Source organism: Cupriavidus pauculus, assembly GCF_022179805.1.
Taxonomy (GTDB): Bacteria; Pseudomonadota; Gammaproteobacteria; order Burkholderiales; family Burkholderiaceae; genus Cupriavidus; species Cupriavidus pauculus_E.
The window spans coordinates 252,076-264,863 of sequence record NZ_BPUO01000007.1 but is presented as its reverse complement, the minus strand read 5'-3'; the positions used below and the strand labels follow the sequence as shown (position 1 = coordinate 264,863).

13 protein-coding genes are annotated in these 12,788 nt (G+C 65.4%); 12 read left to right on the top strand and 1 reads right to left on the bottom strand.

Features of this window, described 5'->3' with window-relative positions; genetic code table 11:
• The first annotated feature begins 8 nt into the window (after nt 1-8).
• The 4 genes from MFF62_RS16550 (at nt 9) to MFF62_RS16535 (ending at nt 3,381) form a co-directional block, all read left to right on the top strand.
• Nucleotides 9-734, top strand: a complete 726-nt coding sequence (locus MFF62_RS16550) for an SPOR domain-containing protein (RefSeq protein ID WP_238264209.1) — start codon at nt 9-11, stop codon at nt 732-734.
• Nucleotides 735-846: 112 nt separating this feature from the next.
• Nucleotides 847-1,485, top strand: coding sequence for a thiol:disulfide interchange protein DsbA/DsbL (locus MFF62_RS16545; RefSeq protein ID WP_238264208.1), 639 nt, complete (start codon nt 847-849; stop codon nt 1,483-1,485).
• 253 nt (nt 1,486-1,738) lie between these two features.
• On the top strand, nt 1,739-2,536 hold the full coding sequence (locus MFF62_RS16540; RefSeq protein ID WP_238264207.1) for an SDR family oxidoreductase: 798 nt from the start codon (nt 1,739-1,741) through the stop codon (nt 2,534-2,536).
• Entirely contained in the window at nt 2,536-3,381 is an 846-nt protein-coding gene (locus MFF62_RS16535; protein WP_238264206.1) for a helical backbone metal receptor, read from the top strand. Before MFF62_RS16540 ends, MFF62_RS16535 begins: the two co-directional genes overlap by 1 nt.
• Before the next feature lie 18 nt (nt 3,382-3,399).
• On the opposite strand, the gene MFF62_RS16530 is transcribed toward MFF62_RS16535, so the two are convergent.
• A complete protein-coding gene (locus tag MFF62_RS16530; RefSeq protein ID WP_238264205.1) occupies nt 3,400-4,476 on the bottom strand; it encodes an MBL fold metallo-hydrolase in 1,077 nt (358 codons plus the stop codon).
• A gap of 180 nt (nt 4,477-4,656) precedes the next feature.
• Between MFF62_RS16530 and MFF62_RS16525 the strand changes: the two genes are divergently transcribed.
• The 8 genes from MFF62_RS16525 (at nt 4,657) to MFF62_RS16490 (ending at nt 12,786) form a co-directional block, all read left to right on the top strand.
• Entirely contained in the window at nt 4,657-5,082 is a 426-nt protein-coding gene (locus MFF62_RS16525) for a MerR family transcriptional regulator (RefSeq protein ID WP_238264204.1), read from the top strand.
• A gap of 102 nt (nt 5,083-5,184) precedes the next feature.
• Entirely contained in the window at nt 5,185-6,366 is a 1,182-nt protein-coding gene (locus MFF62_RS16520) for an isovaleryl-CoA dehydrogenase (RefSeq protein ID WP_238264203.1), read from the top strand.
• A gap of 107 nt (nt 6,367-6,473) precedes the next feature.
• Nucleotides 6,474-8,285 carry a bifunctional isocitrate dehydrogenase kinase/phosphatase gene (gene aceK / locus MFF62_RS16515; RefSeq protein WP_238264202.1) on the top strand — a complete coding sequence of 604 codons (1,812 nt, stop codon included), beginning with the start codon at nt 6,474-6,476 and terminating at the stop codon, nt 8,283-8,285.
• Nucleotides 8,282-8,953: a carbonate dehydratase gene (gene can / locus MFF62_RS16510; RefSeq protein ID WP_238264201.1), complete on the top strand. Its 672-nt coding sequence runs from the start codon at nt 8,282-8,284 to the stop codon at nt 8,951-8,953. Before aceK ends, can begins: the two co-directional genes overlap by 4 nt.
• Before the next feature lie 73 nt (nt 8,954-9,026).
• Nucleotides 9,027-10,211, top strand: coding sequence for an acetyl-CoA C-acetyltransferase (locus tag MFF62_RS16505; protein WP_238264200.1), 1,185 nt, complete (start codon nt 9,027-9,029; stop codon nt 10,209-10,211).
• A 34-nt stretch (nt 10,212-10,245) separates the two neighbouring features.
• A complete protein-coding gene (locus MFF62_RS16500; protein ID WP_238264199.1) occupies nt 10,246-10,926 on the top strand; it encodes an SDR family oxidoreductase in 681 nt (226 codons plus the stop codon).
• Nucleotides 10,927-10,938: 12 nt separating this feature from the next.
• Nucleotides 10,939-12,069 (top strand): acyl-CoA dehydrogenase family protein, encoded by a 1,131-nt coding sequence (locus MFF62_RS16495; RefSeq protein WP_238264198.1) that lies wholly within the window; start codon nt 10,939-10,941, stop codon nt 12,067-12,069.
• Nucleotides 12,070-12,126: 57 nt separating this feature from the next.
• Entirely contained in the window at nt 12,127-12,786 is a 660-nt protein-coding gene (locus MFF62_RS16490) for a 2-hydroxychromene-2-carboxylate isomerase (protein ID WP_238264197.1), read from the top strand.
• Nucleotides 12,787-12,788 lie beyond the last annotated feature (2 nt).

Genomic DNA, 12,788 nt, shown 5'->3' with positions numbered 1-12,788 from the left:
AGGACTTCATGCAACACAAAGCCAAGCGCGCCACGCGCGCCGTTCGTCATCGCCAGATGCAGCGTGGCGGAACGTTCCTGGGCCTGGTGCTCGGACTGATCGTCGGCCTGGCCATTGCCGTGGTCATCGCCCTGTACATCACCAAGTCGCCCGCGCCGTTCAAGGGCAGCAACAACACCCCGGCGCCGCGCCCGACCGAGCCGGGCAACGTGGCCAGCGCGCTGCCGAGCCCGACCCAGCAGGCGCAGCAGAACGCCGAGCCGACCGACCCGAACAAGCCGCTGTGGAGCAAGACGCCGGCCAAGCCGGTGGGCCAGCCTGAACAGCCGGCCGCCCCGCAGCAGCCGCCCGTGGCCACGACCCGCCCGGCGGAAGTGCCGAGCGGCGCCAGCAACGGTGCGGTGGCCAGCAAGCCGGCCGAAAAGCCGGCCGCGCGCCCGGCCGAGAAGCCGGTGGCCGACCCGATCGCCGAAATCGCCCAGGCCGACGCCAACAAGGTGGGCTACCTGCTGCAGGTGGGCGCGTTCCGCTCGCAGGACGACGCCGACCGCCAGAAGGCCAACCTGGCCATGCAGGGCTTCGAGGCTCGGGTGACCGACCGCGACGTGAATGGCGTGAAGATGTACCGCGTCCGGCTGGGGCCGTTCAACCGGATCGAGGACATGAACCGCGCACGGGACAGGCTGCAGTCGGCCGGTTTCGATGCCTCGGTGATCCGTTTCACCAAGCAATAATTCCGCGAATTTCGCGCACCGGCGGCGGCCTTGCGAACCAAGTGACGCTGCCGGAGTCATAGACGCATTCCATCTGCTCGCCGAGCACGTTCAACCGTAAGGCCCTTCGAACATGAAGAAAATCGCCGCACTGATCGCCACCGCTGCCGCCGTAGGCGGCCTGCTGATGTCCGCGCCCGCCGCCATGGCCGCGCCGACCGAAGGCAAGGACTACACGGTTCTGAAAGCCCCGCAGCCGGTGCCGGCCGGCAAGGTCGAGGTGACCGAGTTCTTCTGGTACGGCTGCCCGCACTGCTACGACTTCGAGCCGGAGCTGGAAGCGTGGGTCAAGAAGCAGGGCAAGGACGTGGTCTTCAAGCGCGTGCCGGTGGCCTTCCGCGACGACCTGCTGCCGCATACCAAGATCTTCTACGCGCTGGAATCGCTGGGCAAGCTCGACGCCATGCACACCAAGGTGTTCGACGCGATCCACAAGCAGCGCAAGCGCATGGTCGACACGAACGAGATCGCCGATTTCATGGCCGCCAACGGCATCGACCGCAAGCAGTGGCTGGATACGTACAACTCGTTCTCGGTCACCACGAACGCCCAGCGTGCCAACAAGATCGCCGACGCCTACAAGATCGATGGCGTGCCGACCGTGGTGGTGCAGGGCAAGTACGAAACCTCGCCGTCGATCGCCGGCACGAAGGGCGCCGCCATCCAGGCGATGGACTTCCTGGTCACGGGCGTACGCGACAAGAAGCTCTGATCGGTATTTGAGCGTTTTGCCGACTGGCTTTGACAGCCCGGCGCACGTGGTGCGCCGGGCTGTTTTGGTTTTTGGGATCCGGTGACCTGCTCCCCTCTGCCGCGCCCCCCTTCAGCTCCCCTCTCCCGCGTGCGGGAGAGGGCAACGAGGCTCTGCTTGCCGACTTGTCGTAATTTGAACCGCCAGCTCTCACCCCCGGCCCCACTCCCAGAGGAAGAGGGGAGAAAACCTGACCGCAGGTATATTCCCACCCATGAACCCTCAAAAAATCTTCCTGACTGGCGCCTCCAGCGGCATTGGCCAGGCGCTGGCGCGGGCCTATGCCGAGCAGGGCGCCGTGCTGGGCCTGGTTGGCCGACGTGAGGACGCACTCCGTGCGTTTGCCGCCAGCCTGCCGAACCCGGACGCCATCCGCGTCTATGCTGCCGATGTGCGCGATGCCGATGCCATGAACGCCGCTGCCGCCGACTTCATCGCCCAGGTCGGGTGTCCGGACGTGGTGATTGCCAACGCCGGCATCTCGGTGGGCACCGCTGCCAGCGAGCGCGAAGACCTGGAGGTGTTTCGCGCCGTCATGGACACCAACTGGTTTGGCACGCTGACGACGTTCCAGCCGTTCCTGGAGCCGATGCGCACGCAGCCGCCCGGTCCGGATGGCTGGCGTGGCACGCTGGTGGGCATTGCCAGCGTGGCCGGCATCCGTGGTCTGCCCGGTGGCGGGGCGTACAGCGCGTCGAAATCGGCCGTGATCAAGTTGCTGGAAAGCCTGCGGCTGGAGCAGTCGCACGAGCGGATCCGCGTAGTGACGATTGCCCCGGGGTACATCCGTACGCCGATGACCGAGCACAATCCGTATCCGATGCCGTTCCTGATGGACGCCGACGTGTTCGCGCGCAAGGCCGTGCGCCGGATTGCGGCCGGTACGCGCTTTGCCGTGATTCCGTGGCAGATGGGCGTGGTGGCGTCGGTGCTGAATGTCATGCCGCGCTGGCTCTACGACGCGCTGTTCCGGCGCGCGCCGCGCAAGCCGCGCCAGTCGCGGAGCGCGTGATGTGGACCGATGCGGTGGGTCAGGAGCATGGCGCGGCCAGCGGCACGGTGCGCATCGCGTCGCTGGTACCGTCGATCACCGAGCTGCTGTTCGACCTGGACCTGGACGATCAGGTCGTGGCGCGCACTGGCTTCTGCATTCACCCGGAGCCGGCGGTGCGCGCCGTGGACAAGGTGGGCGGCACCAAGGACGTCAAGCTGGACCGCCTGCGCGCCCTGGCGCCGACCCACGTGATCGTGAACATCGACGAGAACCGTCGCGAGACCGTGGACGAGATCCGCACCTTCGTGCCGCACGTGATCGTCACGCATCCATGCCGCCCGGACGACAACTTCGCGCTCTACGCGATGCTGGGCGGCATTTTTGGGCGGCAGGCGCAGGCCGACAGGCTGGCGGCCGACCTGCAGGCCGCGCTGGACGCGCTGCGCGCCCGGCCATGGCCCGCGCGCCGCGTGCTCTACGCGATCTGGCAGGACCCGTGGATGACGGTGTCGCGCGATACCTATATCAGCCAGATGCTGGCGCTGGTGAACTGGGCGACGTGGCCGTCGGATGCCGTGCCGGAAGCGTGCGTCGACGGCGACTGCAGCCGTCCGAACGCCGAGGGCGAGCGTTATCCGACGTTTCGCTGGAGCGATGCGCTGGTGCGCGAACTGGACGCCGTGCTGCTATCCACCGAGCCCTACCGATTCACCGAGGATCATGCCGACGCGCTGGAGCGGCAGATCGGCAAGCCAGTAGTGCTGGTGGATGGCGAGATGCTGTCGTGGTACGGCAGCCGCGCCGTGGCCGGCGCGCGCTACCTTGGGACATTGGCTCAGGACTTCGAAGCCGGCCGGATTTAGGGTTTGGGGCCCGGGGCTCTAGGCCTTGGTGAAACGGATCACGCCGTCATCGTCCAGCTGACGGGCAAGCTCGCCGCGATGCCATAGCGCATGCAGGTGCGCCAGCGCCTCGCCCATGGCGAAGGTCAGCTGGTGGATGTCGAACTGACGGCGGAAGATCACGCCGACGATATCGAACGCATTGCACGGCTTTTCGGCGCAAGCCTGCAGCGTTTCGGCCAGGCGGTCGACGTGATGCTCGCGCAGTTGCAGGATGCGGGTGTGGATGTTGCGGAACGGCCGGCCGTGCGACGGCAGGATCAGCACGTCGTCGGGCAGGTCGTCGTACTTGCCCAGCGAATCCAGATATAGCTGCAGCGGATTGGCTTCGGGCTCCATGTCGAACACGCTGACATTGGTCGAGATGCGCGGCAGCACCATGTCGCCGGAAATCAGCACGTTGGTCGCCGCGTTGTAGAGCGCCACGTGCTCGGGGGCGTGGCCGTAGCCCGTGATCACGCGCCACGACGACGTAGCCGGATCGCTGCCGATCTGCACTGTGTCGCCGTCCATCAGGCGCCGGTACTGCGTGGGCAGGTCCGGCACCAGCGACGGGTAGTAGGCCTTGCGCGCGCGCAGCTTTTCCAGGTGATCGGGGTCGGTCAGGCCATGCCGGGCAAAGTGGCTGGCCGCGAAGTCGCCGCCAGCATTGGAGCCCACGCCCGAGCCGCCAGCCATCACGCGGGCCGACATGTAGTCGCCCAGGCTCATCCACAGCCGCACGTCCCAGCGCCGGCAGATCCAGTGCGCCAGGCCAACGTGGTCGGGGTGGCAGTGCGTCACCAGCACGCGCAGCACGGGCAGGCCTTCCAGCTCGTTGGCGAAAATGGTTTCCCAGTGGGCCTGGATGGTGTCGTTGGTAATGCCGCAGTCGATGATCGTCCAGCCGTCGCGGCCGTCGATACGGTCACGCACCAGCCACAGGTTGATGTGGTCGAGCGCGAAGGGCAGCGGCATGCGCAGCCAGTACACGCCCGGCGCTACCTCCTGCCGGGTGCCCGGTTCGGGCATGGTCTCGCCAAACGGATATTGAAGCTGATGTTCGAGTGCGTTCATGGGATTTGTCTCTTCGATATCGGCAGGCTGGAAGCCCGCTCTTGTTCGGATTGTCATGCGCGGCAGTTGACGCTAACGTTAACGTTAACGTCAATCATCGCGCCGTGCATGTCATCTTAGACGAAAAAGTTGATTGCGCAACGAATCAGCGAACGACCGTTCATTTTTGTGGGACGCCCCATGTCGGCTCAGCCAACCTCCGCCACTTACACCATCACCGATCTTGCGCGCGAATTCGAAGTCACGCCGCGCGCGATCCGGTTCTACGAAGACCAGGGCCTGCTTTCGCCCGACCGCGAAGGCCCCAGCGGGCGCAAACGTGTCTACAACGGCCGCGAACGCACGCGCCTGAAGCTGACGCTGCGCGGCAAAAGGTTGGGGCTCACTCTCAACGAAATCCGCGAAATCCTGGATCTCTACGAGTCGCCGCGTGATACCGCGCCGCAACTCGAACGGTTTCTGCACCTGCTGGCCCAGCATCGCGGCACGCTGGAGCGGCAAATGGACGACCTGCAGGCCCAACTTGCCGAGATCGACCAGCACGAACGCCAGTGCAAGGCGCTGCTGGCGGCACACCATGATGCGGGCAAGACGCGTACGGCCTGACCGCACCCAGTATTCGGCACCTATCGGCAGCACCAATTGACGTTTACGTAAACGTCAATAAAATATCCCGACACGTAGAGCAACGCACAGGAGACAACCACCATGACCGAACTCCCTGGCCTGAGATTCGACCTCGGCGAAGACATCGAAATGCTGCGCGAATCGGTGCGCAACTGGGCGCAGGCCGAGCTGGCGCCGCGCGCCGGCGAAATCGACCGCACCGACCAGTTCCCGATGGATGCCTGGAAGAAGATGGGCGACCTGGGCGTGCTGGGCATTACCGTGGCCGAGGAGTACGGCGGCGCCAACATGGGCTACCTGGCCCACATGATCGCGATGGAGGAAATCAGCCGCGCGTCGGCGTCGGTGGGCCTGTCGTACGGCGCCCATTCGAACCTGTGCGTGAACCAGATCCACCGCAACGGCACGGCCGCCCAGAAGGCCAGGTACCTGCCGAAGCTGGTGTCGGGCGAATGGATCGGCGCGCTGGCCATGAGCGAGCCGAACGCCGGGTCGGATGTGGTCAGCATGAAGCTGCGCGCGGACTTCAAGGGCGACCGCTACGTGCTGAACGGCACCAAGATGTGGATCACCAACGGCCCCGACTGCGACGTGCTGGTGGTCTACGCCAAGACCGAGCCGGACCTGGGCGCGCGCGGCATGACCGCCTTCATCGTCGAAAAGGGCATGAAGGGGTTCTCGGTGGCGCAGAAGCTGGACAAGCTGGGCATGCGCGGGTCGCACACGGGCGAGCTGGTATTCCAGGACGTGGAAGTGCCCGTGGAAAACATCCTCGGTGCCGAAAACAGCGGCGCCAAGGTGCTGATGAGCGGGCTCGACTACGAGCGCGCGGTGCTGTCGGGCGGTCCGGTCGGCATCATGCAGGCGTGCATGGACGTGGTGACGCCGTACATCCACGACCGCAAGCAGTTCGGCCAGAGCATCGGCGAATTCCAGTTGATCCAGGGCAAGGTGGCGGACATGTACACCACGCTGCAGGCCGCACGCAGCTACGTGTACACGGTGGGCAAGAACCTCGACGCGCTGGGCACCGACCACGTGCGCCAGGTGCGCAAGGACTGTGCCGCCGTGATCCTGTACACGGCGGAAAAGGCCACGTGGATGGCCGGCGAGTCGGTGCAGATCCTGGGCGGCAATGGCTACATCAACGAATACCCGGTGGGCCGGCTGTGGCGCGACGCCAAGCTGTACGAAATCGGCGCCGGTACCTCGGAAATCCGCCGCATGCTGATTGGCCGCGAATTGTTTGCCGAGACAATGTAAGGACAGAAGTGACTCCGGAGGCGTTCGGTAATACCCGGAGGTAAGTGCCGAACGCCGTTACAATTTCGACTCCAGCCGCCTACCGAACGTCCGGAAATTTTCCAGTCATGTCGCACTTCCCCAAGCTGCTCTCCTCGCAGATTGCCTACGATGTGGCGCGGACCATCCTGGACGGGTTCGACAAGCATTACCGGCTGTTCCGCGAAGCCAGCATCGACGCCAAGGCGCGCTTCGAGGCGGGGGACTGGCATGGCCTGCAGACGCTGCAGCGCGACCGTATCGCGTTCTACAACGAACGCGTGCACGAGGCGGTGATGATCCTGCAGGACGAATACGATGCCGAAGACATCGACGACGACATCTGGCAGCAGATCAAGCTGCACTACATCGGGCTGCTGACCAACCATCACCAGCCCGAACTGGCCGAGACGTTCTTCAATTCGGTCTGCACGCGCATCCTGCATCGCTCGTACTTCAAGAACGATTTCATCTTCGTGCGCCCGGCGGTTTCCACCGAGTACATCGAGAACGAGGAATCGCCGACCAAGCCCACCTACCGCGCCTACTATCCGGGCAACCGCGAGGGCATGGCCGCCTGCTTCGAGCGGATCGTGCACAACTTCCAGCTTGATACGCCGTTCGAAGACCTGAAGCGCGACGTGGACTATGTGCTGCGCGCCATCGCCGAGCATGCCGGCGAGTTTCCGATCGCGCCCAATTTCCAGGTTCATACGCTGTCGTCGCTGTTCTTCCGCCACAAGTCGGCCTTCATCATCGGCCGCGTGATGAACGGCGACCAGACCTATCCGATGGCGATTTCCGTGATCCACGGGCCGTCGGGCAAGCTCGTGCTGGACACGGTGCTGCTGCACCCCGAGCAGCTACTGGTACTGTTCTCGTTCACGCATGCCTACTTCATGGTGGACATGGAGATTCCGTCGGCCTACGTGACGTTCCTGCGCGACCTGCTGCCGCGCAAGTCGCGCGCCGAGATCTATACGTCGCTGGGCCTGCAGAAGCAGGGCAAGAACCTGTTCTACCGCGACTTCCTGCACCACCTGCAGCATTCGTCCGACCGGTTCGTCATCGCCCCAGGCATCGAGGGGCTGGTGATGCTGGTGTTCACGCTGCCGTCGTTCCCCTATGTGTTCAAGGTGATCCGCGACGCGTTTCCGGCCCCCAAGGAAACCACGCGCGAAATCGTGGAATCGAAGTACCAGCTCGTGAAGCAGCACGACCGCGTGGGCCGCATGGCCGATACGCTCGAATATTCGGACGTGGCGTTCCCGCTGTCCCGCTTCGACGACGCGCTGATGCGCGAGCTGGTGCGGCACGTGCCGTCGATGCTCGAATACCAGCGCGGCAGCGATGGCGCCGACGAGATCGTGGTGCGCCACCTGTACATCGAACGGCGCATGACCCCGCTGAACATCTGGCTGCAGGACGGCACCGACGAGCAGGTGGACCACGGCATCCTGGAATATGGCAACGCCATCAAGGAACTGATGGCCGCCAACATCTTCCCGGGCGACATGCTCTACAAGAATTTCGGCGTGACGCGGCATGGCCGCGTGGTGTTCTACGACTACGACGAGATCGAGTACCTGACCGATTGCAATATCCGGCGCGTGCCCGAGCCGCGCAACGAGGAAGAGGAAATGTCGGGCGAGGTGTGGTACACCGTACGTGCGCACGACATCTTTCCGGAGACTTACCGCACGTTCCTGCTCGGCAATCCGCGCGTGCGCGCCGCGTTCCTGCGGCACCATCCCGATTTCTTCGACGCTGCCCTGTGGCAGCAACACAAGGACCGGCTTCTGGCCGGTCATGTTCATGACTTCTTCGCCTATCCACAACAAGAACGCTTCATCCATCGCTACGGCGCTGCTTCAACCGACGACGCAAGGAGGGCAGCATGACTGACGCCATCGCCCAACTGTTCCGCAACAACCGTGAGTGGGTAGACCGCGTCAACGCGGAAGACCCCTCGTTCTTCACGCGCCTGGCCAACCAGCAGGCGCCCGAATACCTGTGGATCGGCTGCTCCGATTCGCGCGTGCCGGCCAACCAGATCCTGGGCCTGGCGCCGGGCGAGGTATTCGTCCATCGCAACATCGCCAACGTGATCTCGCACAGCGACCTGAACGCGCTGTCGGTGATCCAGTTCGCCGTGGAAGTGCTGAAGGTGCGCCACATCACCGTGGTGGGCCACTACGGCTGCGGCGGCGTGAAGGTAGCGCTCAAGCGCGAGCGCGTGGGCCTGGCCGACAACTGGCTGCGGCACGTGCAGGACGTGGCCGACAAGCATTCGTCGTACCTGGGCACCGTGCTGCGCGAGGACGATGCCCACACGCGCCTGTGCGAGCTGAACGTGATCGAGCAGGTCAACAACGTCTGCCAGACCACCGTGCTGCAGGACGCCTGGGACCGTGGGCAGGAAGTGACCGTCCATGGCTGGATCTACGGCGTGTCCGACGGCCTGCTGCGCGACCTGGGCATGGCCGCCAGCAACAACGACGAACTCCAGGCCCAGATTGCAGCGGCGCTGCAGCAGTACGGCGACCCGCCCCAGGCATCGATCCGCTGATCGGCTGAATCGCTGATCCGCTGCCCCCACTACACGCACGAAGCCCCAACCCTGCTTCGGAGGAGACACAGACATGCAACAAGACCCGATCGTCATCGTATCCGCGGTACGCACCCCGATGGGCGCGTTCCAGAGTGAACTGAGCAGTCTGACGGCGCCGCAGCTTGGCGCCGCGGCCATCCGCGCGGCGGTCGAGCGCGCGGGCATCAAGCCGGAGCAGGTGCAGGAAGTGGTGTTCGGCTGCGTGCTGCCGGCCGGGCAGGGTCAGGCGCCGGCACGGCAGGCTGCGCTGGGCGCCGGGCTGCCGCTGGACGTGGCCTGTACCACGGTCAACAAGATGTGCGGTTCGGGCATGCGCGCGGCCATGTCGGTCTACGACGGCCTGCTGGCCGGGTCGTTCGACATCGGCGTGGCCGGCGGCATGGAAAGCATGACCAACGCGCCGTACCTGGTGCCGAAGGCGCGCGGCGGCTACCGCATCGGCCACGGCATGATCTACGACCACATGATGCTCGATGGCCTGGAAGACGCCTACGACAAGGGCCGCGCCATGGGCACGTTCGGCGAGGACTGCGCCGCCAAGTACGAATTCACGCGCGAGCAGCAGGACGCGTTTGCCATGGAGTCGGTGCGCCGCGCGCAGCGCGCCACCGAGGCCGGCGACTTCCGCTGGGAGATCACGCCGGTGACGGTATCGGGCAAGGGCGGCGACACGGTCGTCGATACCGATGAAGGCCCGCGCCGTATCAAGGTGGACAAGATTCCGTCGCTGAAGCCCGCGTTTGCCAAGGACGGCACGATCACCGCCGCCTCGTCGTCGTCGATCAACGACGGCGCCGCTGCGCTGGTGATGATGCGCGAGTCCACCGCGAAGTCGCTGGGCCTGCAGCCCATTGCGCGCATGCTGGGCCATGCGTCGCACGCCCAGGCGCCGGGCTGGTTCACGACCGCGCCGGTGGAAGCCATCGCCAAGCTGTACCGCAAGCTCGACTGGACCACCGACAGCGTGGACCTGTTCGAGATCAACGAAGCGTTCGCCGTCGTACCGATGGCCGCGATGCGCGACCACAAGATTCCGCATGAGAAGGTCAACATCCATGGCGGCGCGTGTGCGCTGGGCCATCCGATTGGCGCCTCGGGCGCGCGCATCATGACCACGCTGATCGGCGCGCTGCGCAAGACTGGCGGCAAGCGCGGTGTGGCAACGCTGTGCATCGGCGGCGGCGAAGCCACGGCCGTGGGCATCGAAATCGTCTGACCGCCATCCGCTAACCATAACAAGGAGTCTCGCCATGCCTACCGCTCTCGTCCTGGGTGCTTCCCGGGGTCTCGGTCTTGAATTCGTCCGCCAGTACCGCGCCGATGGCTGGCGCGTGGTGGCCGCCGCGCGCAGTGCCGAAGGCGTCGAGGCGCTCAAGGCGCTGGGCGCCGAAGCGCACCAGGTGGACCTGACCGACGCCGGCGCGGTGGCGGGCCTGGGCTGGAAGCTCGACGGCGAGACCTTCGACGTGGCGATCTACAACGCTGGCGTGATCGGCCCGCGCACCGAGGGCGCGCAACCGATCTCGCAGCAGGACTTCGACACCGTGATGCATACCAACGTGCTGGCACCGATGATGGCGCTGCCGATGCTGCTGCCGTTCGTCGAGACCGGCAATCACGGCCGGGGCGGCGTGCTCGCAGTACTGTCATCGAAGATGGGCAGCATTGGTGGCATGGAAGGCAACAGCGCGTGGATGTACCGCGTGAGCAAGGCCGCTGTCAACGCGGTGCTCAAGAGCGTGTCGATGGACGCGCGCCATGCGATCTGCGTGGCGCTGCATCCGGGCTGGGTGCAGACCGACATGGGCGGCCCGAATGCCGACCTGACGCCGCCGCAGAGCGTGGCCGGCATGCGCCGCACGCTGGCCGGGCTGACGCACAACGACAACGGCAGCTTCCACAACTACGATGGCACGGCCATCCCCTGGTAAGGATCCAAGCCTATGCTGCTGACCCCCGAGCAGGAGATGATCCGCGACGCCGTGCGCCAGTTTGCGCAGGACGTCATCGCGCCGCAGGCTGCGCAGTGGGATCGCGACAAGACATTTCCGAAGGACGTGCACAAGGAGCTCGCGCGGCTGGGCGCCTATGGCGTGGCGGTGCCCGAGGAACTGGGCGGCGCCGGGCTTGACTACCTGTCGCTGGCGCTGATCCTGGAAGAGATCGCGGCCGGTGACGGCGGCACGTCCACGGTCATCAGCGTCAACAACTGCCCGGTGTGCAGCATGCTGATGACCTTTGCCAACGATGCGCAGAAGCAGCGCTGGCTGGTGCCGCTGGCACGCGGCGAGATGCTGGGCGCGTTCTGCCTGACCGAGCCGCATGTGGGCTCCGACGCCTCCGCGCTGCGCACCACGGCCCGGCGCGATGGCGACCACTACGTGCTGGACGGTGTGAAGCAGTTCATCACCAGCGGCAAGCACGCCGACGTGGCCATCGTGATGGCCGTCACCGACAAGGTGGCGGGCAAGCGCGGCATCAGCGCGTTCCTGGTGCCGACGTCCACGCCCGGCTACATCGTCGCCCGGCTCGAAGACAAGCTCGGCCAGCATTCGTCGGATACCGCGCAGATCGTGTTCGAAAATTGCCGCATTCCGGCCGACTGCCTGCTGGGCGAGGAGGGCGCCGGCTACAAGATGGCGTTGTCGGGCCTGGAAGGCGGGCGCATCGGTATCGCCTCGCAGAGCATCGGCATGGCACGCGCCGCGTTCGACGCGGCCCTGGCCTATGCCAAGGAACGCGAGAGCTTTGGCCAGCCGCTGTTCCAGCACCAGGCCGTGCAGTTCCGCCTGGCCGACATGGCGACAAAGATCGACGTGGCGCGCCAGATGGTCTGGCATGCCGCCGCGCTCAAGGACGCCGGCCGGCCGTGCCTGAAGGAGGCCGCCATGGCAAAGCTGTTCGCCAGCGAGATGGCCGAGCAGGTGTGCTCGGACGCGATCCAGGTGTTCGGCGGATACGGTTATGTGAACGATTTCCCGGTCGAACGGATCTATCGTGATGTGCGCGTGTGCCAGATCTACGAAGGCACCAGCGACATCCAGAAGATCCTGATCGCCCGCGCGCTTGGATGAAGTGCAGTCAACCCATCGAACCATCAAACCGTCGCACCTGAACCGGAGCCTCTCGCGATGACCGCCCCCATCGATTTCTACTTCGATTTTTCCTCGCCGTACGGCTACTTTGCCAGCACGCGCATCGACGAACTCGCGCAGAAGTACGGACGCGGCGTGATGTGGCACCCGGTACTGCTGGGTGTGGTGTTCAAGACCACCGGCTCGTCGCCGCTGCCGTCCATCCCGCTCAAGGGCGAGTACTGCTGGCGCGATTTCGAGCGCACCGCGCAGTTCCACGGCATCGACTACCAGCGCCCCACCCACTTCCCGCTGCCCACGCAGCACGCCGCACGCGCCATGCTGTGGCTGCAGAACCACCACGGCGCCGACCTGGCCGCCGCGTTTGCCAAGGCCGTGTACCGCGCGCTGTTCGTCGATGACCTGAACATCGCCGAACCCGCCGAGCTGGGCAAGCTGGCCGAGGCGCTGGGTATAGACCCCAATGCGATGAACGAGGGCGCCACGAGCTACCAGATCAAGGACCAGCTCAAGGCCGAGATCGACGTGGCGATGGCCAAGGGCGTATTTGGATCGCCGTTCGTGATCATTGACGGCGAACCGTTCTGGGGCTTCGACCGCTTCGAGCAGATCGAGGCCCACCTCAAGAGCCGGCGGCAGACCGAACTGCGCGCCGTCGGCGGCAATGAACTGAACAAGCAGACGCAACAAGGATAGGA

Coding starts and splice junctions, on each gene's coding strand:
- MFF62_RS16550 (WP_238264209.1), top strand. CDS start 9: ATGCAACACAAAGCCAAGCGCGCCACGCGCGCCGTTCGTCATCGCCAG.
- MFF62_RS16545 (WP_238264208.1), top strand. CDS start 847: ATGAAGAAAATCGCCGCACTGATCGCCACCGCTGCCGCCGTAGGCGGC.
- MFF62_RS16540 (WP_238264207.1), top strand. CDS start 1,739: ATGAACCCTCAAAAAATCTTCCTGACTGGCGCCTCCAGCGGCATTGGC.
- MFF62_RS16535 (WP_238264206.1), top strand. CDS start 2,536: ATGTGGACCGATGCGGTGGGTCAGGAGCATGGCGCGGCCAGCGGCACG.
- MFF62_RS16530 (WP_238264205.1), bottom strand. CDS start 4,476: ATGAACGCACTCGAACATCAGCTTCAATATCCGTTTGGCGAGACCATG.
- MFF62_RS16525 (WP_238264204.1), top strand. CDS start 4,657: ATGTCGGCTCAGCCAACCTCCGCCACTTACACCATCACCGATCTTGCG.
- MFF62_RS16520 (WP_238264203.1), top strand. CDS start 5,185: ATGACCGAACTCCCTGGCCTGAGATTCGACCTCGGCGAAGACATCGAA.
- aceK (WP_238264202.1), top strand. CDS start 6,474: ATGTCGCACTTCCCCAAGCTGCTCTCCTCGCAGATTGCCTACGATGTG.
- can (WP_238264201.1), top strand. CDS start 8,282: ATGACTGACGCCATCGCCCAACTGTTCCGCAACAACCGTGAGTGGGTA.
- MFF62_RS16505 (WP_238264200.1), top strand. CDS start 9,027: ATGCAACAAGACCCGATCGTCATCGTATCCGCGGTACGCACCCCGATG.
- MFF62_RS16500 (WP_238264199.1), top strand. CDS start 10,246: ATGCCTACCGCTCTCGTCCTGGGTGCTTCCCGGGGTCTCGGTCTTGAA.
- MFF62_RS16495 (WP_238264198.1), top strand. CDS start 10,939: ATGCTGCTGACCCCCGAGCAGGAGATGATCCGCGACGCCGTGCGCCAG.
- MFF62_RS16490 (WP_238264197.1), top strand. CDS start 12,127: ATGACCGCCCCCATCGATTTCTACTTCGATTTTTCCTCGCCGTACGGC.